This window comes from Sphingobium yanoikuyae (assembly GCF_013001025.1).
Taxonomy (GTDB): Bacteria; Pseudomonadota; Alphaproteobacteria; order Sphingomonadales; family Sphingomonadaceae; genus Sphingobium; species Sphingobium yanoikuyae_A.
Map to the genome: position 1 here is coordinate 3,569,403 of NZ_CP053021.1, position 24,728 is coordinate 3,594,130.

Consider the following 24,728-nt stretch of genomic DNA (forward strand, 5'->3'; position numbering starts at 1 on the left):
TGCAAGGTGAAGTCGCCTCAGCCGGGGGTACGGCAGGCCTGGCGCAGGTCGATTCCGGGTGCCGGCGCGCTATCGGCGGGGAGAGCGATGCCCTGCGCCTGCGCCACCCGTTCGATGATGCCGCCGCCGCCCGGCAGGGCTTCGGCCTGGGCATAGGCCGGGTCGGCCTCCGCCTGTGCCAGCGGAATATAGCGCGCGCCGGCGGCGTCGAGCCGGGCCATGACATCGGGCAGGGTGTCGGCGGTCCAGGCGCCGACATGGAGCAGCAGCACATGCGGGATCGGGCGGCCATGGACGCGCTGCGCATTGGCCTTTGCCCGCGCGATCGCCTGATCGACCACGGCCAGATAATGGCGCTTCATCGCCGCGATCATGCGATCGTCGCCCTGCGCGCGGCAGCGGGCATAGGCGTCGCTATAATCCCAGTCCTCGAAAGCCAGGCTGACGCTGGCGATGCGATAGCCGCGCTGTTTCAGAAAGGCGGCGGCGCCGTCATGGCGGGTCGCATCCTTGCCGCTCGACAGGTTGGGGAAACGCAGCCAGTGCCAGTCCCCTTTCCCCATATGCCGTTCCAGCGCCGGCTCGCCCGCGATCACATCCGCCTGCCAGGCGTCGAGCGAGGGCGCGCCGTCGAGATTCAAATGGCTGTAGCTGTGGTTGGCGAGCGGATAGCCCGCCTGGCGCCAGAGCGTCAGCACCGCGTCCGACGCCGGATCGTCCGCCAGGCCGCGCGCGTTGACGAAACCATAGGCCTCCGTGACATGATGCGCCTTCAACGTCGCCAGGAAGCGGCGGGCGATATCGGCGCGGGTCGTGCCGGGCGGCAGCTGGCCATGGGCAGGCAGATCATCGACCGTGATCGCGACATCGAACCGGGGCGGATCGCCCGCCTGTGCCGCCGCTGCGCTGCCCAGCAGCAGGCAAAGGGCCATGGCCCGCTTGATCATCTCGGCCTCTCCCGCTGAATGTCCGCAGCGGTCCTAGCCGGGCCGCGCGGATCATTCGAGCAGTTTCAGCACATCCTGTTGCCGGGCATTGGCCTGGGCCAGCATCGCCGTCGCCGCCTGCGACAGGATCTGGCTCTTGGCGAGGGCGGTGGATTCGGTGGAGAAGTCCGCATCCTCGATCCGCGAGCGGGCGTCGGTGAGGTTGACGATATTGGTGTCGAGCTGGCTGGAGATAGATTCCAGCCGGCTCTGCGCCGCGCCCAGATTGACGCGGGCGGTCGAAATCTGCGCCAGCGCCGCATCGATCACCGCCAGCCCTTGCTGCGCGGTCACGCCGATCTGGGCGTAGGATTTATAGTCGGAATCGGTGAAGGCGACATAGCCTTCCGGGTCCATCCAGCCAAATCCACCAAGATCATTGGTGCGCTCCACAGCAGCCACACCGACATCATAGTCCAGGGTCAGGTCGATATTGCTGATTCCCACGAAGCGCATCGTGCCACCAACCGACAGGTCGGTGCCCAGCAGGGTGAAATCGTCGCTGTTGCTGCGCAGGGTCGGCAGGGTGATGGCGACATTGTCCGTCGCATTGGCGCCCGCCTGGACATTGATGACGGTGCTGCCGGCACTGTGGTCGAGTTCGTTGCGATAATTGTAGGGGCCGTGGATATCGAGCAGATCGCCATCCGCATTATAATCGCGGGCTGCGACACCCTGCGCGGTGTTGGAAAACAGGTTCACGCCGTTGAACTCGCTGTTCTGCAGCAGCGCGTTGATATGGGCGACAGTCTGGTCCATTTCGGTCTGGAGCGCGGCGCGATCCTCCGGCCGGTTGACGCCATTGGCCGCCTGGAGCGTCAATTCGCGCATCCGCTGCAGGCTGTTCTGGACCTCGCCCAATATGCCTTCGGCGGTCTGGGTCAGCGATATGGCGTCGGCGGCGTTGCGCTTGGCCACTTCCATGCCGCGCAACTGGCTGGTCATGGTCTGGGCGATGGCCATGCCGGCCGCATCATCCTTGGCCGAATTGATCCGCTTGCCGGTCGACAATTTCTCGCTTGCCTGGCCCTGGGCCTTGGTGGCCGCCTCGATCGCCCGCTGCGCGCGCAGCGCCGCGCTGTTGGTTCCGATCACGCTCATGGGATGTCCTCCATCCATGCCAGGCAGGAAGATGCCGGCGTCTGTGGGGCCGGGCGACACGGGTCGCAATGCGCCGCCCGGCAACCGAAAGGCGTTGCCCCCAAACGGTCGTCCCCGTGATGGCCGCGTCACAGCGCCCGGCCTATCCGGTTAATTCCCGGATAAGATTGAAACGGCAGGGAATTTCCCGGCTTGGCAGGCGGGTGATCCGGGCTAGGACAGGGCCATGGCCACCCTGTCCCCCCTGAGCGCCCGGCCGCGCCCTTTTCGCCTGGAGGCACGCGCCATCGACTGGCGGCTGGTGGCGCTGCTGCTGGCCTATCCCTTCGCGTTCAAGCTGGCGCATATGGCGGCCAGCCCGTGGGGCGGCGCCCATTTCTTCAGCCTCTGGTATCCCGCCGCCGGCGTGCGGCTGGCGCTGCTGTGGCGGATCGGCGCGCGCTTCACGCCGGTCCTGATCGTCGAGGAATGCGTGATCCAGTTGCTGACCGGCACGATCGTGTGGGGCGGTCCCGAATTTCTCAACCAGCTGGGCGGGGTGGCGCGCGCGCCCGCCGCCTATGGCCTGATGATCGCGCTGGTGCGCTTCATCGAGCGGCGCAGCCGGTCGGAACTGGCGATCGCGCCGATGCCCTTCGGCCTGGCCGCGGTGCTGGCGCCGACGCTGGTGTCCTTCACCGCCGGCTTCTGGGAATGGCTGTGGCCTGGCGTGTCGGGCACCCTGCCCAGCCAGCCGGTCGCCACCACCATCGCCGCCTTCCTGGTCGGCGACCTGCTGGGCGTGCTGCTGGTCGCGCCGCCCCTGCTGTGGATCGGCACGCGCAATGAGGAGGCGCGGCGGCTGATGCAGATCGGGCGCGGCCGCGCGGTCGAGGCGGCCGCCGTCTTCGTCTTTGCCTGGCTGCTCGCCTGGGGGCTGGCGCGGGTCGAGCCGCAGATCGCGGTCACGCCGGTGCTGATCGGCGCGATCTGGGTGGGGCTGCGCTGCGGCCGGCTGGGCGCGTGGATCGCGATCATCCTGTCGGCCGCGATCATCCTGCCCTGGTCGGCACCATTGTCGGCTAGCGCCACCCGCTTCGCGCTGCACATGGGCCTCGCCGCGATGGCGATCGCCACCTATCTGGCCGGCAGCTTTGCCGAGGCGCAGATCCGCGCCCGCGAGGATATCGCCCGGCGCGACCGCATCCTGTTCCAGGCCGAACGGCTGAAGACGCTGCGCGCCATGTCGGTGGCGATCATTCACGAGATCAGCCAGCCGCTGTCGACGCTGGCGATCGAGACCCGGCATCTGTCCGCCCTGTCGCGCGATCCGCAGCCCGACCTGGCGGAGATGCGCGAGAGCATCGAGCTGGTCGATCGCAAGGCGGCTTTGCTGGCCGACATGGTGCGACGGCTGCGCAGCTTTGGCGGGCGCGCGGTCGACGAACCATCGCCGATCATCGTCGGCCAGATGCTGCGCGACTGTGCCGGCATGGTCGGCGGCGAGGCGCGCAGCCTGGGCTGCACCATCAGCCTGCCGCCGATGGATGCGCGGTTGCTGGTCACCGGGCATGAGATCGAACTGACCCAGATATTGCTCAACCTACTGCGCAACGCGATGCTGGCGGCGCCCGGATCGACCATCGAGATCGCCGTGGAAAGCCGGGCCGATCAGGTGACGATCCATGTCGCCAACCCGGTCCCTTCCCCCACCCCCGACTATGGCGGCATGGGCATCGGCCTGCCGGTGGCGCGCGCCATCGCCGACGCCCATGGCGGCACGCTGACCCGCGACATCGCGCAGGGCCGGGCGCGCGCCAGCCTGTCCCTGCCCCGCACGGAGCCCAGCCATGACTGACCCGGCCGATCCCGCCATCATCCATGTTGTCGATGACGATCATGATCTGGGCCGGGCGGTAGCGCGGCTGCTGGGCCGGCACGGCTATCGCACCCAGGCGTTCGACACGCCCCGCGCGATGCTGCGCGCCCAGGCCGACGAGCCGGCCCATTGCCTGGTCACCGACGTGATGATGGCGGACATGGACGGCTTTGCCTTTGCCGAGCGGATGCGGGCGCAGGATCCGGCGGTGGCGATCATCTTCATGACCGCCTGGCCGACCACCAGCAGCGCGGTGGATTCGGTACGCCGCTATGGCGGCCTCGACTATCTGGAAAAGCCGATCGACGAAGGCCGGCTGCTGGCCGCCGTGGCGGAGGGCGCACGCTGGAGCCGGCAGCGGCGCGGGGCGCTGGCCCGGCTGGCGCCGCTGACCCCGCGCGAGCGCGAGGTGCTGCACTGCCTGGCCCAGGGGATGAGCAACAAGATGGTCGCCGCCGCCCTGTCGCTGAGCCCCAAGACGATCGAGGATCATCGCGCCGCGATCGTCGCCAAGACCGGGGCCAGCAGTCCCGCCGCCCTGATCGCCCTGGTGCGGGAGGCGAGCGGCACCGACGGCTAGATTGTCTTGTTGTGCGCGGCGATGGTCGGGCTATCTAGGCCGATGATCGATCCCCGCGCGCTTCGCACCTTCCTCGCCGTCTGCCGTGCCAACTCGATCAGCGGCGGCGCGCGGCTGCTCAACATCTCCCAGCCATCGGTGTCCAATGCGATCGCGCAACTGGAACAGTCGGTCGGCGCGGCCCTGTTCGCCCGGTCGCGCAGCGGCATCAGCCTGACGCCGGAGGGCGAAGTGCTGCTGCGCCGGGCGGAGGCGGTCGACAGCCTGATCAGCGGCGCGGAAGAGGAATTGCGGCTGGCGCGCGCGGGCGTGACCGGCCCGCTGCGCGTCGGCGGCACGCCGGGTGCGCTGGTCAGCCTGCTGCCCGACGCAGTACGCCGGCTGGAGGACAAGATGGGCCATTTCGCGCTGCATGCGGTAGAGCGGCCCGACCATGACCTGGCCGACATGCTGCACCGGGGCGAGATCGAGCTGGCCTTCGTCACCACGGGGCTGGAGGAGCCGCCCGAGGGGATCGAGGAAATCACCTTCGCGCAGGATCCGTTCGCGCTAGTCGTGGGCCGTCGCAACGATCATCTGCCCGCCGAGGTCTCGCTGCGCGACATGATGGCCAAGCGCTGGGTGCTGCCGGAGGCGCGCGGCGCCTTTCGCCGGCAGATCGACGCGCTGTTCATGGCGGCCGGCGTGCCGGTGCCACAGGATGTGATCCGCTGCGACTCCCTGCTGACGACCAAAGCGATGGTGCGGAACAGCAGCCGGCTGACCATCCTGCCGATGAAGGTGGCGGCGGCCGAACTGTCGATCGGCGTGCTGCGCGCGATCGCGATCCGCGAAGCGACATTCCAGCGCAGCATCGGCATCCGAAAGCTGAAGGACGCGCGCCTGTCGCGGCTGGGCGAGGCGCTGCTGGACATCATGATCCATAGCTCCAAGCTATGACGTTCCCAAAAATCATTATTATTCTTGCGTATAAATTCGGCGCATAAGGGCATTCAACAAGAGACTTCGGGAGAGCCCTCGTGCGGCAGCTGATCCGCAATATTGCGATTTTCGACGGGACCGGCAGTGCGCCCTTCCCCGGCGCGGTCATGATCGAGGGCGATCGCATCGCAGACATTCTGCGCGACGAAGCCGCGATCGACGTGGCGCAGGCCGACATGGTGATCGACGGCCAGGGCGCGACGCTGATGCCCGGCATGGTCGACGCCCATACCCATCTGACCTGGGGCAGCTCGGTCGAGAAAATCTATCATCAGTTCATCCTGCCGCCCGAGGAGCTGAAGGTCGCCGCCTGGCGCAATGCCCGCGTGCTGCTCGACCATGGCTATACCAGCCTCTATTCGGCCGGCGCGCTGGGCGACCAGATCGAACCGGAACTGGCCCGCGCCATCGCGGCCGGCGAAACCCCCGGCCCGCGCCTGGTGCCCTCCACGCTGGAGCGCAGCCCGGAAGGCGAGGAAGGGGTCGAAACCGGCGATGTGTTCAACGGGCGGGGGCCCGAAGCGATGCGCGCCTTCGTCGCCTATTGCGCGGCGGAGGGCGTCAAGTCGCTCAAGCTGGTGATTTCGGGCGAAGATGCGCTCAAGCCCGGATCGTCGCAGGACATTCTCTATACCGACGAAGAGATGATCGCGGCCGGCGAGGCGGCGAAGGACGCGGGCCTGTGGATCGCCACCCATGCCTATAGCCCGCGCGCTATCAACCTGGCGCTCGAAGCCGGCGCCCGCATCCTCTATCATTGCTCCTTCGCCGATGACGCGGCGGTCGATGCCATGGCGGCGAAGAAGGACGCCATCTTCTACGCCCCCGGTCCCGGCGTATCGGTCGCCGCGCTGGAGGCCAATCCGCCGCCCCATATCAATATGGCGTCGATGAAGGCGAGCGCGGCCGAGCGGCTGGAACTGGAAAAGACATTGGTGCCCAAATTGAAGGCGCGCGGCGTGCGCGTCCTGCCCGGCGGCGACTATGGCTTCCCCTTCAACCCCCATGGCCGCAACGCCCGCGACCTGGAACATTTCGTCACCTATTATGGCTTCACCCCGGCCGAGGCGCTGCATGCCGCCACCATGCTGGGCGGCGAGCTGATGGATCAGCCCGTCGGCCAGGTGAAGCCGGGCTATCTCGCCGACCTGCTGCTGGTCGAGGGTGATCCGACCACGGACGTCCGCCTGCTGCAGGATGCGGCCAATATCAAGATGATCATGCTGGGTGGGCGGATGCACAAATCCCCCGTGCCCGAGCCCCTGACGGTCTGACCGGAAAGACGCTTTCATGTTCGATGTTGCGATCATCGGCTGCGGGCCGGTGGGGGCCTTTGCGGCCAATTTACTTGGGAAGGCGGGCGTCTCGGTCCTGGTGATCGAGCGCGAGGCCAACCCCTATCCCCTGCCCCGCGCGGTCCATCTGGACCATGAGATGATGCGCCTGTTCCAGTCGGCCGGCGTCATCGACCGGGTCGCCCCGGACATGCGCGATACCGAAGGCCATCTGCACGTCGGCGCCGATCATGGCGTGATCCGCTATATGGGCACGGTCGGCCGCCCCCGCCCCTTCAGCTGGTCCAACGATTATTTCTTCTACCAGCCCGAACTGGAAGACCATCTGCGCGATGCGCTGGACGTCTATCCCAATGTCGAGCTGTCGCTGGGCACCGCGTTCGAGGCGCTGGCGCAGGACGAGGACGGCGTCACGCTGACGCTGCGGTCGGACGCCGGCGAGGAGCAGGTCCGCGCCCGCTATGTCGTCGCCTGCGACGGCGCCCGCAGCGCGGTGCGCAAGGCGCTCGACATCGGCCTGGATGATCTCGATTTCGAGGAACCCTGGCTGGTGGTCGATGCCGAGGTCGATGGCCCGGTCCGCTTCCCCGACCTGTGGGGCGTGCCGCAAGCGGCCGACCTGCAGAAATTGTCGGTGATGATGTGCGATCCCAAGCGCCCGGCCACCATCGTGCCGGGGCGCGGCAATCATCGCCGCTGGGAATTCATGCTGCTGCCCGGCGAAGACGACCAGGCGATGATGCAGCCAGACGCCGTGGCCGCGCTGGTAGCCCCTTATCTCGACGGCGTGCCGCACCAGGTGGTGCGCGCCGCCACCTATCGTTTCCATGGCCTGATCGCCGAGCGGTGGCGGCAGGGCGGCGTCTTCCTGGCCGGCGATGCCGCGCACCAGACGCCGCCCTTTTTCGGCCAGGGCATGTGCCATGGCCTGCGCGATGCCGCGAACCTGGCCTGGAAGCTGGAGCTGGTGCTGGCGGGCAAGGCGCCCGAAACGCTGCTCGACAGCTATCAGCCAGAGCGCGATCCCCATGTCCGCGCCGTCATCTCCGCCGCCGTGGGCGCGGGTCGCTATATCTGCGTGCTCGACCCCGACGCCGCCACCGCGCGCGACCATCAGCTGCGCGAAGCGGCCAAGGGCGCCCAGAGCGGCACGGCCGCCGACCTGATCCCCGCCATCGCCACCGGCATCATCGCCACCGGAACGCCGGGCGCGGGCGAACGCTTCATCCAGCCGCGCGTCGGCGACCGGCTGCTGGACGATGTGACCGGCGATGGCTGGCGCCTGTTCACCCGCCAGCCGGTTGTCGGCGGTGACGTAGCCGTCGTCGATGTGGCGGACCTGGGCGATGACGGTCATGTCGCCGACTGGCTCGACGCGCGCGGCGCCGAGGCGGTGCTGGTCCGCCCCGACCATTATGTCTTCGGCACTGGCGCGCCCGCAGAGCTGATCGCCCGGCGCGACGCGCTGATCGCCGGCACCGCCCGGCAGGAGATTGCCGCATGACCCTCTCGCTCGCGCAGGCCCGTGCCATCATCGACGCCGCGCTCGCCAAGGCGCGCGCCGATGGCGCCCAGCCGCTGGCCGTCATCATATTGGATGCCGGCGCCCATCCGGTCGCCTTCGCCCGCGAAGATGGCGCCAGCCTGTTCCGTTTCGACATCGCGAAGGCCAAAGCCTCGGGTGCGCTGGGGATGGGCGCGGATACGCGGGTGCTGGCCACCCGCGCCGCGTCCAACCCTGTCTTTTTCCAGAGCATAGCCGCCGCCACCGGCCAGATGGCCTTTTCGCCGGGCGGCGTACTGATCCGCGATGCGGACGGCGCGCTGGTCGGCGCGGTCGGCATCAGCGGCGATACCGGCGAGTGCGACGAGGCCTGCGCCATCGCCGGCATTGACGCCGCCGGACTTTTCCACGGAGACAGAAAATGAAGCTGCGCAGCATCGAACTGGCGCTGCCCCATGCGGGTGAGGCCGCCGCCTTCCTGACCGACATCTGGGGCATGGCCCCGGCGGCGCAAGAGGGCGAGACCCATTATCTGCGCGGATCGGGCAGCTATCCCTATCTCGTGGCGCTGACGGAATCGGCGGACGCCTATGTCCGCTCGACGACCTTCGTCTGCACCGCCGACCGGTTGGAGCAGCTGAAGCGCAGCGTCACCGCCGCCGGCCTGCCCGCGACGCCGACTGTGTCGGAAGATTTGGGCGGCGGCCATGGCATCATCGTCGAACTGGCCGAGGGCGAATTGCTGCGCTTCCTGGTCGATTCCGAGGAAGTCGCACCGATCGCGGGCGCCGACCTGCCGGTGAAGCTGACCCATGTCGTCTTCAACAGCGCCGACGCGGAGGCAACCGGCCATCTGGTCGAGCAGGCGCTGGGCTTTCGCGTCTCGGACCGGACCAAGGGCATGGTGTTCGTGCGCTGCAATGACTCGCATCATTCGACCGCCTTCGCCCGCGCCGGCTTCCCCTCGCTCAACCATATCGCCTTCGAAATGGCGGACATGGACGCAGTGATGCGCGGCATCGGCCGGTTGCGCGACCATGACATGGTCCCCGCCTGGGGGCCGGGTCGCCATGGTCCGGGCGCCAATGTCTTTGCCTATTTCATCGCCCCCTTTGGCCCGGTGATCGAATTTTCGACCGCCGTGGAAAAGGTGGCCGAGGATTATCAGGCCGGCGCGCCGGAGGACTGGACCTGGCCCGAGGGCCGGATCGACCAGTGGGGCATGTCCGACAAGGACTTCGCCGGCCTGCGCGCCGCCGAGGAGAAATTCCGCCATCGCCGCGACTGGGACGCCCAGCCCCTGATCCAACCGCAAGACCTGATCAACGAGGAACAAGCCTGATGCGCTATGTCAGTTTCCGCCGTCCCGACGGCACCCCCAGCTTCGGCCGGATCGAGGGCGAGACGATCGTCGAGCTGGCGACCGATGCGGCGCCCAGCCTGAAGGCCGCGCTGACCGACGGCAGCCTGTCGGGCCTGGCCGATGGCGCATCCTATGCCGCCGCCGATGTCGTGCTGCTGCCGGTGATCCCCGACCCCGCCAAGATCCTGTGCGTCGGCCTCAACTATGCCGAGCATGTCAAGGAAACCGGCCGCGAGCAGAAGGCGCATCCAGCGATCTTCGTGCGCTATGCCGACAGCCTGATCGCCGACGGCCAGCCGATGGTGAAGCCGGCCGTGACCGAACGCTTCGACTATGAAGGCGAACTGGCGCTGGTGATCGGCAAGCCCGCGCACAAGGTCGCGGCCGCCGACGCCTGGGACTATGTCGCCGGCTACGCCGCCTTCAACGATGGCAGCGCGCGCGACTGGCAGCGCCACAATATCCAGTTCACGCCGGGCAAGACCTTTCCCGGCACCGGCGGCTTCGGCCCGGCGCTGGTGACGCCCGAAGAGATTGACGATCTTGCCGCGCTGCGCGTCCAGACCCGCCTCAATGGCGAACTGGTGCAGGACCAGCCGGTCAGCGACATGATCTGGGATATTCCCACGGTCATCGAATATGTCACCGCCTTCACGCCGTTGAGCCCCGGCGACGTGATCGCCACCGGCACGCCCGGCGGCGTCGGCGATAAGCGCACCCCGCCGCTCTACATGAAGGCCGGTGACAAGGTCGAAGTGACCATCGGCACCATCGGCACGCTCAGCAACCGCATCATCGACGAACAATAACAATCATCAACCCGCATACCGGGGGAGGACAGACCATGCGTAACATCCACATCACCATTGCGGCCCTCGCCAGCGCGAGCGCCATCGCGATCGCCGCGCCGGCCTTTGCACAGGACGCGCCCGCGCCCGAACAGGCGGCACAGCCGGCGGACAATTCGGACATCATCGTCACCGCCCAGCGCAAGGCGGAAAAGGTGACCGAGGTGCCGATCTCCATCACCGTGGCCAATGCCGCCCAGCTGGAACGGCAGCAGGTCAACACGATGAACGACCTCAACCGCATCGCGCCAAGCCTGGAAATCCAGCAGGCGCCGGGCCAGAATACCGGCGGCGGCGGGTCGATCCGCGGCATCGGCACCCAGACCTTCTCGGCCGGCGCCGTCGCATCGGTCGGCGTGGTCGTCGACCAGGTGAGCCAGGGCAATGCCAATATCTCCGACCTGTTCGACGTCAGCCGGATCGAAGTGCTGAAGGGACCACAGGGCACGTTGTTCGGCCTCACCACATCGGCCGGCGTCATCAACATCACCACCAATGCGCCCGATCCGACCGGCTTTGCCGCCCGCGTCCGCACCGAATTGTCCGACGCCGGCACGCTGGGGTCGAAGTTCGGCAACCAGATCGTGCAGGGCATGGTCAACATCCCGCTGGCCACCAACGCCGCGATCCGCCTGTCGGGCGTCGCCAATTTCCGCCAGGGGCCGAACCGCAATGCCAGCACCGGCGACTATAATGATACCGATCGCTACGGCATTCGCGGCCGCTTCCTGTGGGAGCCGACCGATCGCCTGACCGTCAATGTCATCGGCGACTACACCAAGAGCCGGATCGAGAATGGCGGCGACTTCTTCACCTTCGTCAAGACCAGCGGTCCGGGCACGGCGCTGGGTGGCCTGCTGGCCGACACCACCGGCATCACCGCCCGGCTTGCCAGCTGCGGCGTGACGCCGGGCGAGGGCAATCGCGACTATTGCAGCGACGACAGCTATGTGGGCCATACCGAAAATTATGGCGGATCGCTGCAGGTCGATTATGAGGCCGATCCCTTCACCCTCACCTCCATCACCGCCTATCGCAAGTCGAACGAGACCGGCTATGGTGCGGCGACCAACGTGTTCCGTGGCGATCCGCTGGAATTGCAGGTCGCCAATGGCCCGACCAACCGGCGCCTGAGCCTCTTCACCCAGGAGTTGCGGGTCAGCTCGCCTGCCGACCAGTTCCTCGAATATACCGCTGGCGTCTTCTATTCGAACCAGAAGCAGACCCGCGATCCCGAAACGCTGGCCGTGTCGGTCGTACCCTTCCCCGGCCTCGTCATTCCTATCGTGCGCAACCCCGGCGCCGACATCGACATCCAGGATGAATCGCTCGCCGTATTCGGCCAGGGCACCTTCCACCTGTCTCCGGCGCTGCGGCTGATCGCCGGCGGCCGCTACACCACCGACCGGCTGTCGATGGACCGCTACGACTATTTCACCCCGGCCGATCCGTTCAGCCGCACGGTGCTGGACGTCCAGAAATTCTCCTGGCGCCTGGGCGCACAATATGACCTGGCCAATGACACCATGGTCTATGCGACTGCCTCGCGCGGGTTCAAGGGCGGGCAGATCGCCATCCCCTCGGCGCCGGCCAAGCCCTTCGTCGTGCAGCCGGAAATCCCGACCGCCTATGAACTGGGCCTCAAGAGCACGTTGTTCGGCGGCTGGGTCGCAGACCTCAATGTCTTCTACAGCAAGATCAAGAATTTCCAGGCGCAGCAGTGCACGGTGGACAGCACCGCGGTCATTTCCTGCGTCCAGACCAACATCAACGGCGTGCAGTCGCGCGGCGCGGAAATCAACTTCTTCGGCAAGGTCTTCGATGGCCTGTCGCTCAACACCGGCTTCATCTATGCCAAGGCGACCTATCCGGGCGGCTTCATCGGCACCGATGGCACCAATATCGGCGGCAGCCAGCTCGCCTATGCGCCCAAGTACAAGTTCACTTTGTCGGGCGAATATGAAGCGCCGGTCACGAGCCGCCTGAAGGGCTTCCTGGCTGCGGACACGGTGTGGAAGTCAAAGGTGCGCTACGAAGCCAATTCGAACGACGAAACCACCTTCCGTTCGCACTGGCTGGTCGGCGGCCGCATCGGCCTGCGCACCGATGATGATCGCTACAGCGTCGCGATCTTCGGTCGCAACCTGTTCAACGTGCATGAGCCTTCGCTGATGCAGAGCGACTTCCCCTACACCACCGACCAGGGCGAGCAGAATATCGGCGCCATCTATGGTCCGCAGTCCTTCCGCCAGATCGGCATCAGCCTGGACGCGAAATTCTGATCCTCCTGGGGCGGGGCGCCGCTGGTGGCGTCCCGTCTTTTTTCCTAATCCTTCTGGCCAGAGGGGACATATGAAGCCGATCAGGGACGCCATCGCCGCACTGGGCACCGATCTGGGACCGGACATACTCGGCCAGTGCCGGGCGCTGTTCGATGCCGAGCAGGCGGCGCTGGCGGCGGCGGTGCCAATGACGCAGGCGGACATCGCCTATGGCCCGGACACCCGCCACCGGCTCGACCTCTATGCCCCCAAGGGTGATGCCCCTGCCCCCATTCTGGTCTTCGTCCATGGCGGCGGTTTCCTGAAAGGCGACAAGGGCAGCGCCGACGCCTGGCCCAATGCCAATGTCGGACGGATGGCGGCGGAGGCCGGTTTCCTGGGCGTCGTCATCAATTATCGCCTCGCCCCCGACCATGGCTGGCCGGCCGGGGCGGAAGATGTCGCGGCCGTCGTCGCCTGGCTCAAGGATCATGCCGCCGAACATGGTGGAGATGCCGATCGCATCGTCCTGATGGGCACGTCGGCCGGCGCCGTCCATGTTGCGGGCTATCTGAAACTGGCCGGATCGGACGCCGTTCGCGCCGCCGTGCTGCTGTCGGGTCTCTATGGCTATACCCCGCTCGATCAACGCGACATGCTCTATTATGGCGAGGCTTCGCTCTACCCGAACCGCATGCCGCTGGAAGCCATTGCTTCGACCGACCTGCCGCTGCTGATCGCCTGCGCCGAGTTCGACCCGCCCCGCTTCCAGGCCGAGTTCCTGAGCCTGTTGCAGGACCGGCTGGTGCGCCATGGCGCCATGCCGCGCGCCTTCATCCAATCGGGCCATAATCATTATTCCATGGCCATGCATCTGGGCACCGCCGATCGGCGGCTGTTGCAAGAAATCTGCGCCTTCGTGCGCGAAACCACTGCCTGACAATTATAATAGGAGAGACGGAACATGCTGGATCGCCGCACCCTTCTGGCTACCGGCGCCGCGCTGATGGCCGCCCCTGCCATCGCCGCGCGCAAGAGCGCCAACCCCAATTTCCCCAAGAGCTTCTACTGGGGCGCTGCCACCGCACCGCATCAGGTCGAGGGCAATAATATCGCCAGCGACTTGTGGTTCGTGGAGAATCAGCAGCCGACCGTCTTTGCCCAGCCTTCGGGCGACGCCTGCAACAGCTTCGCGCTGTGGGAAACCGACCTTGATCTGGTCAAGAATATGGGCCTCAACGCCTATCGCTTCGGCATCGAATGGGCACGGATCGAGCCGGAAAAGGGCCTCTTCTCCCAGGCGATGCTCGATCATTACAAGGCGGTGATCGACGGCTGCCATGCCCGCGGCCTGGCCCCGATCGTCACCTTCAGCCATTTCACCGCGCCGCGCTGGTTCAGCGCGCAGGGCGGCTGGACCAACCCGGAAAGCGCGCAGCTTTTCGCCCGCTATTGCGACAAGGCGATGCGCGCGCTGGGCCAGGGCATCGCCAGCGCCATCACCCTCAACGAACCCAATATCCTGCTGCTCCTGAAGCCCATGCTGCCGCCGCAGGTGTGGGACATCCAGAAACTGACGCTGGAAACCGCCGCCAAGCGGCTGGGCGTGCCCAAATATGTCTGTGTCAATGTCGCTGGCTTCGACGATCTGCCCGCGCTCCAGACCGGCCTCGAAGCGGCGCACAAGGCCGGCAAGGCGGCGATCAAGGCGGTGCGCGGCGATCTGCCGGTCGGCTTCTCGCTGGCGCTGATGGACGATCAGGCGGTCGGCGCCCATTCGGTGCGCGACGCCATGCGCAAGCAGCTTTACGGCAACTGGCTGGAGATCGCGAAGGGCGACGATTTCATCGGCGTCCAGAATTATGAGCGCGCCCTGTGGGGCGACAAGGGCCGCCTGCACGCGCCCAAGGGATCGGCCGTCAACTGGTCCGGCACCGAAGTCTGGGCGCCCTCGCTTGGCGGCGCGGTCCGCTTTGCCCATGAAGCGACCGGCGTGCCGATCCTGGTGTCCGAACATGGCGTGGGCAGCGACGATGATGCGGTTCGCGCGAAGTTCATTCCCGAAGCGCTGGCGGGGCTCAAGGCCGCGATCGACGATGGCGTGCCGGTGCTGGGCTATTGCCACTGGTCGCTGCTCGACAATTTCGAATGGATCTTCGGCTACAAGCCCAAATTCGGCCTGCACAGCGTCGATCCGGTGACCTTCGCCCGCACGGCCAAGCCCAGCGCCGCCGTCTATGGCGCAATCGCTCGCCGCAACGCGCTCTGATCGATGGCCACGCCGTCCCTGTCGCTCGGGCGCGAAGCCGCCATCGGCTTCGCCATCAATGCCGTGCTCAGCATCGCCTTCTTCCTGGGGATCTTCGGCCTGGCCGTCCGGCCGCTCAGCTGGGCAGCGCCCGACGCGCTGGCGATCGACTTCGTGCCGCAGAGCATCGCCGTCGCTTTGATGAGCGCGCTGGTGCCCGCCCTGCTCGTCCGCAAGCGGTTGGCGCTGGCCGTTCCGGTCCGGACGATTATCTTGCGGGCGCTGGGCTGCGCCCTCGTCGGGGCGGTGCTCGGCGGCGCGCTCGCGGCGCTGGCACAGGCCGGGGGCGATGCGTCGATCGCCTGGGGCGCGGCGCTCGTGCTCAAGCTGCTCTATGGCGGCCTGCTCGGCGCCGCGATCACGACCCTGGTACTGAAAAAGATAATGAGAAGGATGGCCTGATGATCCGATCGACGATCGCGCTGCTGGCGCTGCTGGCGGCCACGTCCGCCGCCGCGCAGGATGTCCGGATGGCGCCGGTCGCCCCGGTCGATCAGGCCGATGCCATCCCGCTCTGGCCTGATCAGCCCGCCCCGGCCAAGGGCGCTGACGAACAATGGTCGACCATGCATGTCCAGATCGGCGCCAACAGCATCGACAATATCATGGTCCGCAATGTCGTGCGGCCGACCATCACCCCCTATCTGCCCGATCCGGCCAAGGCGACCGGCGCGGCGGTGATCGTCGCTCCGGGTGGCGCCTTCCTCTCGCTGTCGATGACCGGTGAGGGCAGCGACGTCGCGCGCTGGCTGGCCGATCATGGCGTGGCCGCCTTCGTCCTCAAATATCGGCTGAATGAAACGCCCCGCGACGACCGGACCTTTCTGGGTGTCATGGGCCAGCGTTTCGCCGATGCCGCAAAGCCCGGCGCACAGGCCGAGGTGAAGGAACCGCGCGCCACCCAGGATGCGCTCAAGGCATTGGACATGGTCCGCGCCGATGCAGCCCGCTTCCATGTCGATCCCGCCCGGGTCGGCATGATCGGCTTTTCCGCTGGCGCGATGACCACCCTGAACGCCGTGCTGGAGGGAAAGCCCGCCCAGCGCCCCGCCTTCATCGGCTATATTTACGGCCCGATGCTGGCGCCCGCCGTCCCGGCCGATGCGCCGCCGATGTTCAACGCCATCGCCATGGATGACGGCCTGTTCAAGGGTCAGGGCTTCGCCATCGTCGAAGCCTGGCGCCAAGCAAAGCGGCCGGTCGAGCTGCACGCCTATGAGCGGGGCGATCATGGCTTTGGCGCCGGTCGCCCCGGCACCACAACCGCGCTGCTGCTGCCCGAATTCCTCGCCTGGATGGATATGCGCGGCCTGCTCGCCGCCCGCTGATTGTCTCAAGGATAGCCCATGACCCGTAAAGCCCTGCGCCTCGCCGCCCTGCTCACCTGCGCCTCGCTCGCCATGCCCGCCCAGGCCGACGACCTGGCCGACGGCTTCAACAATCCGCCCCAGTCGGCCCGGCCGCGCGTGTGGTGGCACTGGCTGAACGGCAATGTGACCAAGGACGGGATCGAAAAGGATCTCGACTGGCTGGCGCGCATCGGCATTGGCGGGGTGCAGAATTTCGACGCCAATCTGCAGACGCCGCAGATCGTCAAGGAACGGCTGGTCTACATGACCGACGGCTGGAAGGACGCCTTCCGCCACGCCGTCCAGACCGCCGATGCCAAGGGGCTGGAATTCGCCATCGCGGCGTCGCCGGGCTGGAGCGAGACCGGCGGCCCCTGGGTCAAGCCGCAGGATGCGATGAAGAAGCTGGTCTGGGCGCTGACCGAGGTCGAGGGCGGCCAGCGGGTCAAGGGCGCCCTGCCCACCCCGTCCAATGTGACCGGCGCCTTCCAGAGCGCGAAGTTCAGCGATCCGCTGGCGGGCGACGCGGAGATAACGGACCAGCCGCGCGCCTATGGCGAGGCGCGGGTGCTGGCCTATCCGATTGCAGCGGCACCCTTGCCGACGCCCCGCATCCTTGACGCCAATGGCCAGCCGATCGCGGGCGCCGCCGCGCTGGGCGATAGCGATCTGGAAACCGTGGCCCAGATGGCCAAGGGCGGTGCGGCGCATCCCGGCACACTGATCCTCGACTATGGCAAGCCCGTCACGGTGCGATCGGCCAGCCTGTTCGTGCCCCATGCCCGGCCGCCCTTCGGTGATCCCGCCTATCGCCCGACGATCGAGGCGGAAACGGCGCAGGGCTGGCAGCCGCTCGGCCGCTTCTCGCTGACCGAAGTCGCCTCCACCACCAGCTTTGCGCCCGTCACGGCGCAGCGCTTCCGGCTGGTCCTGTCGCCCAATGATGCCGCCAAGTCGCCGGGCCTGGGCGATGGCGCACCCGGCGCGGTGATGATCGACGTGTTCGGCCGCCCGGCCAGCCCGACCCTGGGCATTGGCGACCTGCGCCTGTCGGCCGAGGCGCGGATCGACCAGTTTGAAGCGAAGGCCGGCTATGCCATCGCCCCCGATTATAACCGTTTGGATATGGGTCCGGCCGATGCGCCGGCGATCGATCCGGCCAGGGTTATCGACCTGACCGACCGGCTGCGCCCCGACGGCACGCTCGACTGGACCGCGCCCAGGGGAACGCGCTGGCGCATCGTCCGCATGGGCTGGTCGCTGACCGGCAAGACCAACCACCCCGCCACGCCCGAAGCCACCGGGCTGGAGGTCGACAAATATGATGCGGCCGCCGTGCGCCGCTATCTCGAAACCTATCTCGCCATGTATCGCGATGCGGTCGGCGCCGACTGGATCGGCAAGAAGGGCATCAGCGCGCTGCTGACCGACAGTATCGAGGTGGGCGCGTCCAACTGGACGCCGCGCATGGTGGAGGAGTTCAAGGCGCGGCGCGGATATGATCCGGTCCCCTTCCTGCCGACGCTGACCGGCGCGGTGGTGGGATCGGCGGCGCGCAGCGACGCCTTCCTGCATGATTATCGCCAGACCCTGGCCGACCTGCTGGCCGACGCCCATTATGGCACGGTGGCCAAGGTCGCGCATGAGCATGGCCTGACCGTCTATGGCGAGGCGCTGGAAAATGGCCGGCCGGTGCTGGGCGACGACCTTGCCATGCGCGCGCATACCGACGTGCCGATGGCGGCGATGTGGACCTTCAACCGCGGCAGCGCGCCGCGCCCGACGCTGATCGGCGACATGAAGGGCGCGGCGTCGGTCGCCCATATCTATGGCCAGAATATCGTGTCGGCCGAAAGCATGACCTCGGCCTTCGCGCCCTGGGCCTTTGCCCCGGCGGACCTCAAGCGCGTGATCGACCTGGAATTCGTGTCCGGCGTCAACCGGCCGATCGTCCACACCTCCGTCCACCAGCCGGTGGATGACAAGGTGCCGGGCCTCAGCCTCATGATCTTCGGCCAATATTTCAACCGCCACGAAAGCTGGGCCAATATGGCCAAGCCCTGGGTCGACTATATGGCGCGCACCGGCTTCCTGTTGCAGCAGGGCCGCGACCATGCCGACATCGCCTATTTCTATGGCGAGGATGCGCCGATCACCGCGCTGTTCGAGCATGGCGTGCCGGCCGACCTGCCCAGCGATTATGCCTATGACTTCGTCAATGCCGAGATTTTGGCGACCAAGGCGTCAGTGCAGAATGGCGACCTGATCGCCGGCAAGGCCCGCTACGAGGCACTGTATCTGGGCGGATCGAGCAAGGTGATGACCCTCGCCACGCTGCAGCGCATCGCCGCGCTGGTCGAGGCTGGCGCCACCCTGATCGGCACGGCACCCGACCGCGCGCCCGGCCTGCAGGATGATCCCGCCGCCTTCCGCGCGCTGGTGGCGAAACTGTGGAGCGGCCAGCCGGTCGGCAAGGGCAAGGTGATCGCCAGCACCGATGTCGACGCCGCGCTCGCCGGCACGGGCGTCGGCGCCGATTTCCGCGTGACCGGCAGCGGCGATGCCGGCGCCTATCGCTTTCTCCACCGCGCTTTGCCCGATGGCGACCTCTATTATGTGACCAATGGCAAGGCCCAGGCCGAACATGTCGAAGCGCGCTTCCGTGTCACCGGCCGCCAGCCGGAAATCTGGCGCGCGATCGACGGCAGCGCCGCGCCGCTATCCTACCGGACCGAGGGCAGTGACACGGTCGTCCCGCTCGATGTCGGGCCGGAGGATGCCTTCTTCATCCTGTTCCGCAAGCCGGCGCAGACCCCCAGCCGGACGATCGCGCCGGCGGCCGTAAAGCAGGTCGCCACCCTGGCGCAGCCCTGGACCGTGCGCTTCCAGCCGGGTCGCGGCGCGCCAGCCGAGATTGCGATGCCGACGCTGACGGCGCTCGACAAGAGCAGCGATCCGGGCGTGCGCTATTTCTCCGGCGAGGCGACCTATGCCAGCAGCTTTACGCTGCCCAAGGGCGCCAGGCCCGGTGCGCCGCTGTGGCTTGATCTGGGCAGCGTCGGCGATGTCGCGGAGGTGCGGGTCAATGGCCAGGTCGCGGGCACAAGCTGGTTCGCCCCCTATCGGCTGGACGTCGGCAGGCTGGTGAAGCCGGGCCGCAACGCGATCGAGGTGAAGGTCGCGAACCTGTGGGTCAACCGCCTGATCGGCGACCAGCAGCCCGGCGCGGACAAGATCACCTTCACCGCCGCCCCCACTTATCGCCCCGATGCGCCGCTGCGTCCGTCGAGCCTGATCGGGCCGGTCACGCTGTCGGCGGAACAATAAGCAGGGGCCGCGCGGATGCTCGCTTGAACGCGGGAAAGTCGCCGCCTATCAGGCGGTCATCATGACCGACGATCAGCAGAGCATCCGCGCCATCCTCGACCGGCTGCGCGCCCCGGCGGGCAATCCCGTGGCCCGCGCCCGCTGGCTGGTCGAGCGGCAGGTGCCCGAAGCGCGGCGCGGCCCCGGCTGGGACCGGCACTGGCGCGAGCTGGAAGCCTATCTGGACAGCCCGGTCAGCTGGTCGGGCAATCGCGATGCGGACGGGATCGAAGGGTGGGACGATGACGTCTGACCGGCTGATCGACATGATGATCGCGCGGCTGGTGATCGCCCATGGCAAGAGCAAGCATCATTGGCGCAAGGCGATCGGTCCGGTCCGAATCTACAGCCGCGCCACCCATCCCCATTGCAACTGGGCCTTCACGCCGAGCGGCACGGCGGGCGAGATATCGGTGATCGAGACACTGCTCGACGATCTGCATCTGCGCCATCCGCTGATTGATCGCTAACAAAAAGGGGCGCGGACGGCTTATCGCCATCCACGCCCCCTTGCGACCCCGAAGGGATTTCGATCAGCCGGCGAGCTGCGTTTCCAGTTCGCCCAGCACGCGATAGCAGTCGAACACCTTGGCGACCGAGCTGTTGGGCTCGCGGCCCTCGCGGATGGCGCTGATGAACTCGCGGTCCTGCAACTCGATGCCATTGTTCGAGATGGCGACGCCGGCCAGGTCGATCGGCTCTTCCTTGCCGTTCACCAGATCGTCGTAGCGAGCGATATAGGTGTCGGTGTCGCCGATATAGCGGAAGAAGGTGCCAAGCGGCCCGTCATTGTTGAAGCTCAGCGACAGGGTGCAGATGGCGCCAGTCTCGCTCTTCAATTGGATCGACATGTCCATGGCGATGCCCAGTTCCGGATGGATCGGCCCCTGCATCGCATGGGCGGCGACGATCCTGCCCGCCTGATAGGCGAACAGGTCGACCGTATGCGCGGCGTGATGCCACAGAAGATGGTCGGTCCACGACCGCGGCTCGCCCTTGGCATTGATGTTCTTACGGCGGAAGAAATAGGTCTGCACGTCCATCTGCTGGACGTTGAACTCGCCCGCCTGGATGCGGTTGTGGACGAACTGGTGCGACGGGTTGAAGCGGCGGGTATGGCCGACCATGCAGACAAGGCCGGTTTCCTTCTGCTTGGCCAGCACCGCCTGCGCATCGGCCCAGCTGTCGGCGAGCGGGATTTCCACCTCGACATGCTTGCCCGCATTCATGCAGGCGATCGCCTGTTCCGCGTGCATCTGGGTCGGCGTACACAGGATCACCGCGTCGACATCGTCACGCGCCAGCGTCTCGTTGAGGTCGGTGGTCACATGGCCGATGCCATATTTCTCGGCGACCTTCTTCGTCGTCTCCAGTTCGCGGCCGATGATCGAGGTGACGGTGACGCCGTCGACATTCTTGAGGCCATCAAGATGCTTTTCGCCAAAGGCGCCGGCACCGGCGAGGGCAATACGCATGGAATTTTCTCCATCTAAAGCCCCTCCCTGGAAGGGAGGGTTGAATAGAGACACCTGTCTCTATTCAAGGGTGGGTGCCTCCGAAGGAGGCTCGCTACGCTCGCACCCACCCCCGGCCCCTCCCTGGAAGGGAGGGGAGGCAGCAGTGCGAACCGAAATTCAGTCCGTCGGTTCGAGCACCAGGTGCCCGACCGCGGTGTTGGAAGCGGGAACATGATAATGGCGGTGCAGCGGCCGGACCTTGTCGCCCAGCGCCCCGCGCATGATCAGCCACATGACCATCTCGATCCCTTCGGACCCGGTCTCGCGCAGATATTCGATATGCTCGATCGCACGCAGCGCCTCGCCATCGTCGCTCTGGCTCATCAGGTCGAGGAAGCGATTATCCCACTCGGCATTGATGAGGCCGGCGCGCGGGCCCTGAAGCTGGTGGCTCATGCCGCCCGTGCCCCAGATCTGCACGTTGAGATCCTCGGGGAAGCTGTCGACCGCGCGGGCGATCGCCTCGCCCAGCCGCCAGCAGCGATTGCCCGACGGCGGCGGATAGGTGACGACATTGACCGCCACCGGGATCACCCGGCATGGCCAGGCGTCGGGCTGGCCGAACATCAGGCTCAACGGCACGGTCAGGCCATGGTCGACATCCATCTCGTTGATGATGGTCATGTCGAATTCGTCGAGGATCAGGCTCTGGGCGATGTGCCAGGCCAGGTCCGGCTCGCCGATCACGTCGGGCACCGGGCGCGGCCCCCAGCCCTCGTCGGCCGGCTTGTAGCGTTCGCCACAGCCGATCGCGAAGGTCGGGATGATCTTCATGTCGAAGGCGGAGGCATGGTCATTATAGACCAGGATCACGACATCGGGCTTTTCCTGCGCGATCCATTGCCGCGACCAGTCATAGCCGGCGAACAAAGGCTGCCAATAAGGCTCGGCGGTCTTCTTGAGGTCCATGGCAGCGCCGATGGCGGGCACATGGCTGGTGGCGACGCCGGCAGTGATGCGGGCCATCAGCGTTTCTCCTTGATGGAGCGGACGCCCTGAGGCGAGCGGCCGCCGGCGATCATCATCGCCTGATAGTCTTCCGGGCTCATTCCGGTCATGGTGCCGACCGCCTGCAGGAAGCTGAGGCCGTCGGTCGAGAACACCTTGGCGAGGAAATAGATGTTCCCGCCCAGGTCCAGGCAGCGATTATAGTCGCGGTCCAGGATCGCCTGTTTCTGCGCCTCGGTCATCGGCCATTCGTCGATATAGGCGCGCTCGCCGGCCAGCCAGCGGACGCGGTTTTCCGCCTTCATCAGGCTCATCGCGAACTGGTTCATCCAATAGCCCTGACGCGCCCGCGCCGCCGTATAGACGCGGGTGCCGGGGATATCGTTGAACTCGGCGAGATATTCGTGGATATCGATGCTCATCTCATCCTCTCTTGGCATCCATCCCCCGGCCCTTCCTTCCAACAAAGGACCGGGGGATGAACGCGCCCCTCCGCGGGGATAGGGTTACAGGCCGCGCGCCTTCAATTGCGCGTCGAGCCGGGGGAAGACCCGGCGGGCATTGCCCTCGAAGATCGCGGCACGCGCGCCCTCGCTGATGTCCAGCGCATCGACATAGCGCTTGGTATCGTCGAAATAATGGCCGGTGGTGGGATCGATGCCGCGCACCGCGCCGACCATTTCCGACCCGAACAGGATATTCTTGTTGTCGATCACGTCGGCCAGCAGGTCGACGCCCGGCTGATGATAGACGCAGGTGTCGAAGAAGATGTTGTTCATCAGATGGGTCGACAGGTCGGGCTTCTTCAACATGTCGGCCAGACCGCGATAGCGGCCCCAATGATAGGGCACCGCGCCGCCGCCATGCGGGATGATGAACTTGAGGGTCGGGAAGTCCCTGAACAGGTCGCCCTCCAGCAACTGCATGAAGGCGATGGTATCGGCGGCGATATAATAGCCGCCGGTCGCGTGCATCGCCGGATTGCAGCTGCCCGACACATGGATCATCGCCGGCACGTCCAGCTCGACCATCTTCTCGTAGAAGGGATACCAATATTTGTCGGTCAGCGGCGGATGCTGGAAATGGCCGCCGCCCGGATCGGGATTGAGGTTGCAGCCGATGAAGCCCATGTCGACGCAGCGTTCCAGCTCGGCAATGCTGTTCGCCATGTCCGCCTTGGGCGACTGGGGCAGCATGCACACGCCGACGAAGGTTTCGGGGAACAGGCCGACGACGCGCGCGATCAGGTCGTTGCAGCGCATCGCCCATTCCTTCGCCACCGCCGCGTCGCCGACATGGGGGGCCATGGCCGACGCGCGCGGCGAGAAGATGGTGAGGTCCGCGCCGCGTTCCTTGATCAGGCGCAGCTGGTTCGCCTCGATCGTCTCGCGGATTTCGGCATCGCTGATGTCGGGATAGGCGGGGGCAGGCACGCCCGCCTTGAACGCCGCCTTCTGCTCCTCGCGCCAGGCGTCATGCCCCTTGGGCAGCACGGTATAATGGCCGTGGCAGTCGATAATCATGGTCATGCCGCGTCGGCCTTTCCTGTCTGTTCTGCTTTTGCTTGGATGATGCTGTCGATCTTGGCGCCCAGCCCTTCGGGCGGCGTCTTGAGGCCCAGCGTGCCGATCGTCTGCTGGCGCTCGACCGTGCCGCGCGTCATCGCGGAACCGGTGCCAAGGCCATCGAGCGTCTTGACCACCTCCTCCATCTCGGCTGCGCGGCGCAGCCCGTGGACCATCATGCGGTCGAGATTATAGTCGGCGCGGATGTCCCAGGGACGCGGTTTCTCGCTGGCGTCGAGCGATCCGATCACCTCGTCCAGCACGCCCGCCGCATCGGCCGCCAGCATGCATTCGGCGGTCAGCGCCTCCAGCCCCTTGACCATCACCGACCGGATCATCTTGATCGCCGACGCCCGACCGACGGCTTCGCCGACGACGCGGATATTGGTGAAGCCCAGCCGGGCCAGCCCTGCCCGCGCCGCATCGGCATGGCCACCGCTGACCAGCAGCGGCACGTTCAGCCGGGCCGGATCGACCGGCGCCATGACGGCGACATCGACATAATGGCCACCGGCCGCCTCGATCGCGCGGGCCGCCGCCTGCTTGGTCTGCGGCGCGACGCTGTTGAGATCGCAATAGAGCGCGCCGGGCGCGATATGGGCGGCGGCGGCCTGCGCCACGGCGAGCGCCTGGTCGGCGGTGACGAGCGACAGGATGAAGGTGACGGGCGCGACGGCATCGGCCAGCGTCGGCACGGCCCGGACACCGGCCCTGGCACAGCGTGCCAGCATCGCATCGCGGGTGGCGCCGGCATCCGTCTGGATATCATAGACGCGGGCCGCGTCGATCCAGTCCCCCGCCATCGCAAAGGTGGACCCTGCCTCGCCAAATCCGATCAGACCGATTTCCTGCTCCATGTCGGGTTGGATGACGGATCATGTCAGATGCCGCCAATCGA

Annotated in this window: 23 protein-coding genes; 16 read left to right on the forward strand and 7 right to left on the reverse strand. The window is 66.7% G+C overall.

All coding sequences use genetic code 11. The features are described from left to right. Nucleotides 1-17: 17 nt before the first annotated feature. Together HH800_RS17235 and HH800_RS17240 are read right to left on the reverse strand one after the other, a co-directional pair. A complete protein-coding gene (locus tag HH800_RS17235; protein WP_169861822.1) occupies nt 18-947 on the reverse strand; it encodes a polysaccharide deacetylase family protein in 930 nt (309 codons plus the stop codon). A 51-nt stretch (nt 948-998) separates the two neighbouring features. Beyond that, nucleotides 999-2,087, reverse strand: a complete 1,089-nt coding sequence (locus HH800_RS17240) for a flagellin (RefSeq protein ID WP_169861823.1) — start codon at nt 2,085-2,087, stop codon at nt 999-1,001. A 226-nt stretch (nt 2,088-2,313) separates the two neighbouring features. On the opposite strand from HH800_RS17240, the gene HH800_RS17245 reads away from it, so the two are divergent. The 16 genes from HH800_RS17245 to HH800_RS17320 all read left to right on the forward strand — a co-directional run bounded on the left by HH800_RS17245 (nt 2,314) and on the right by HH800_RS17320 (nt 20,270). Further along, a complete protein-coding gene (locus HH800_RS17245; RefSeq protein WP_169861824.1) occupies nt 2,314-3,924 on the forward strand; it encodes a sensor histidine kinase in 1,611 nt (536 codons plus the stop codon). Beyond that, nucleotides 3,917-4,525, forward strand: a complete 609-nt coding sequence (locus HH800_RS17250; protein WP_037509187.1) for a response regulator transcription factor — start codon at nt 3,917-3,919, stop codon at nt 4,523-4,525. Before HH800_RS17245 ends, HH800_RS17250 begins: the two co-directional genes overlap by 8 nt. A 42-nt stretch (nt 4,526-4,567) precedes the next feature. After that, on the forward strand, nt 4,568-5,464 hold the full coding sequence (locus HH800_RS17255; RefSeq protein ID WP_010338918.1) for a LysR family transcriptional regulator: 897 nt from the start codon (nt 4,568-4,570) through the stop codon (nt 5,462-5,464). 80 nt (nt 5,465-5,544) lie between these two features. Further along, the gene (locus HH800_RS17260; RefSeq protein WP_169861825.1) at nt 5,545-6,780 is read left to right on the forward strand and encodes an amidohydrolase family protein; all 1,236 of its coding nucleotides are present in this window, start codon (nt 5,545-5,547) and stop codon (nt 6,778-6,780) included. 16 nt (nt 6,781-6,796) lie between these two features. Then, nucleotides 6,797-8,305, forward strand: coding sequence for a bifunctional 3-(3-hydroxy-phenyl)propionate/3-hydroxycinnamic acid hydroxylase (locus HH800_RS17265; protein ID WP_169861826.1), 1,509 nt, complete (start codon nt 6,797-6,799; stop codon nt 8,303-8,305). Then, complete coding sequence (locus tag HH800_RS17270; protein WP_017500687.1) at nt 8,302-8,730, forward strand: GlcG/HbpS family heme-binding protein; 429 nt, start codon at nt 8,302-8,304, stop codon at nt 8,728-8,730. Before HH800_RS17265 ends, HH800_RS17270 begins: the two co-directional genes overlap by 4 nt. Continuing rightward, a complete protein-coding gene (locus tag HH800_RS17275; protein ID WP_169861827.1) occupies nt 8,727-9,647 on the forward strand; it encodes a VOC family protein in 921 nt (306 codons plus the stop codon). Before HH800_RS17270 ends, HH800_RS17275 begins: the two co-directional genes overlap by 4 nt. Next, entirely contained in the window at nt 9,647-10,477 is an 831-nt protein-coding gene (locus HH800_RS17280; RefSeq protein WP_136188082.1) for a fumarylacetoacetate hydrolase family protein, read from the forward strand. Before HH800_RS17275 ends, HH800_RS17280 begins: the two co-directional genes overlap by 1 nt. Before the next feature lie 35 nt (nt 10,478-10,512). Beyond that, nucleotides 10,513-12,798 carry a TonB-dependent receptor gene (locus HH800_RS17285; RefSeq protein WP_169861828.1) on the forward strand — a complete coding sequence of 762 codons (2,286 nt, stop codon included), beginning with the start codon at nt 10,513-10,515 and terminating at the stop codon, nt 12,796-12,798. A gap of 70 nt (nt 12,799-12,868) precedes the next feature. Beyond that, nucleotides 12,869-13,717 carry an alpha/beta hydrolase gene (locus HH800_RS17290; protein WP_169861829.1) on the forward strand — a complete coding sequence of 283 codons (849 nt, stop codon included), beginning with the start codon at nt 12,869-12,871 and terminating at the stop codon, nt 13,715-13,717. A gap of 24 nt (nt 13,718-13,741) precedes the next feature. Then, nucleotides 13,742-15,046, forward strand: a complete 1,305-nt coding sequence (locus tag HH800_RS17295) for a family 1 glycosylhydrolase (RefSeq protein ID WP_169861830.1) — start codon at nt 13,742-13,744, stop codon at nt 15,044-15,046. A gap of 3 nt (nt 15,047-15,049) precedes the next feature. After that, the gene (locus tag HH800_RS17300; RefSeq protein WP_169861831.1) at nt 15,050-15,487 is read left to right on the forward strand and encodes a hypothetical protein; all 438 of its coding nucleotides are present in this window, start codon (nt 15,050-15,052) and stop codon (nt 15,485-15,487) included. Beyond that, the gene (locus HH800_RS17305) at nt 15,487-16,413 is read left to right on the forward strand and encodes an alpha/beta hydrolase (RefSeq protein ID WP_235681910.1); all 927 of its coding nucleotides are present in this window, start codon (nt 15,487-15,489) and stop codon (nt 16,411-16,413) included. Before HH800_RS17300 ends, HH800_RS17305 begins: the two co-directional genes overlap by 1 nt. Before the next feature lie 18 nt (nt 16,414-16,431). Then, a complete protein-coding gene (locus tag HH800_RS17310; RefSeq protein ID WP_169861832.1) occupies nt 16,432-19,761 on the forward strand; it encodes a glycosyl hydrolase in 3,330 nt (1,109 codons plus the stop codon). Between the two features lie 61 nt (nt 19,762-19,822). Further along, nucleotides 19,823-20,053, forward strand: a complete 231-nt coding sequence (locus tag HH800_RS17315) for a hypothetical protein (RefSeq protein WP_004208426.1) — start codon at nt 19,823-19,825, stop codon at nt 20,051-20,053. Beyond that, nucleotides 20,043-20,270: a hypothetical protein gene (locus tag HH800_RS17320; protein WP_010338905.1), complete on the forward strand. Its 228-nt coding sequence runs from the start codon at nt 20,043-20,045 to the stop codon at nt 20,268-20,270. Before HH800_RS17315 ends, HH800_RS17320 begins: the two co-directional genes overlap by 11 nt. Nucleotides 20,271-20,333: 63 nt before the next feature. On the opposite strand, the gene HH800_RS17325 is transcribed toward HH800_RS17320, so the two are convergent. The 5 genes from HH800_RS17325 to HH800_RS17345 all read right to left on the reverse strand — a co-directional run bounded on the left by HH800_RS17325 (nt 20,334) and on the right by HH800_RS17345 (nt 24,687). Further along, the gene (locus HH800_RS17325) at nt 20,334-21,275 is read right to left on the reverse strand and encodes a Gfo/Idh/MocA family oxidoreductase (RefSeq protein WP_169861833.1); all 942 of its coding nucleotides are present in this window, start codon (nt 21,273-21,275) and stop codon (nt 20,334-20,336) included. A 159-nt stretch (nt 21,276-21,434) separates the two neighbouring features. Next, nucleotides 21,435-22,283: a class III extradiol dioxygenase subunit beta gene (locus tag HH800_RS17330; RefSeq protein ID WP_037509214.1), complete on the reverse strand. Its 849-nt coding sequence runs from the start codon at nt 22,281-22,283 to the stop codon at nt 21,435-21,437. Further along, nucleotides 22,283-22,687 carry a protocatechuate 4,5-dioxygenase subunit alpha gene (gene ligA, locus HH800_RS17335; protein ID WP_169861834.1) on the reverse strand — a complete coding sequence of 135 codons (405 nt, stop codon included), beginning with the start codon at nt 22,685-22,687 and terminating at the stop codon, nt 22,283-22,285. The genes HH800_RS17330 and ligA overlap by 1 nt, the downstream gene beginning before the upstream one ends. Nucleotides 22,688-22,771: 84 nt before the next feature. After that, nucleotides 22,772-23,794, reverse strand: coding sequence for an amidohydrolase family protein (locus tag HH800_RS17340; RefSeq protein WP_169861835.1), 1,023 nt, complete (start codon nt 23,792-23,794; stop codon nt 22,772-22,774). Further along, nucleotides 23,791-24,687, reverse strand: coding sequence for an NAD(P)-dependent oxidoreductase (locus HH800_RS17345; RefSeq protein ID WP_169861836.1), 897 nt, complete (start codon nt 24,685-24,687; stop codon nt 23,791-23,793). The genes HH800_RS17340 and HH800_RS17345 overlap by 4 nt, the downstream gene beginning before the upstream one ends. Between the last annotated feature and the right edge of the window lie 41 nt (nt 24,688-24,728).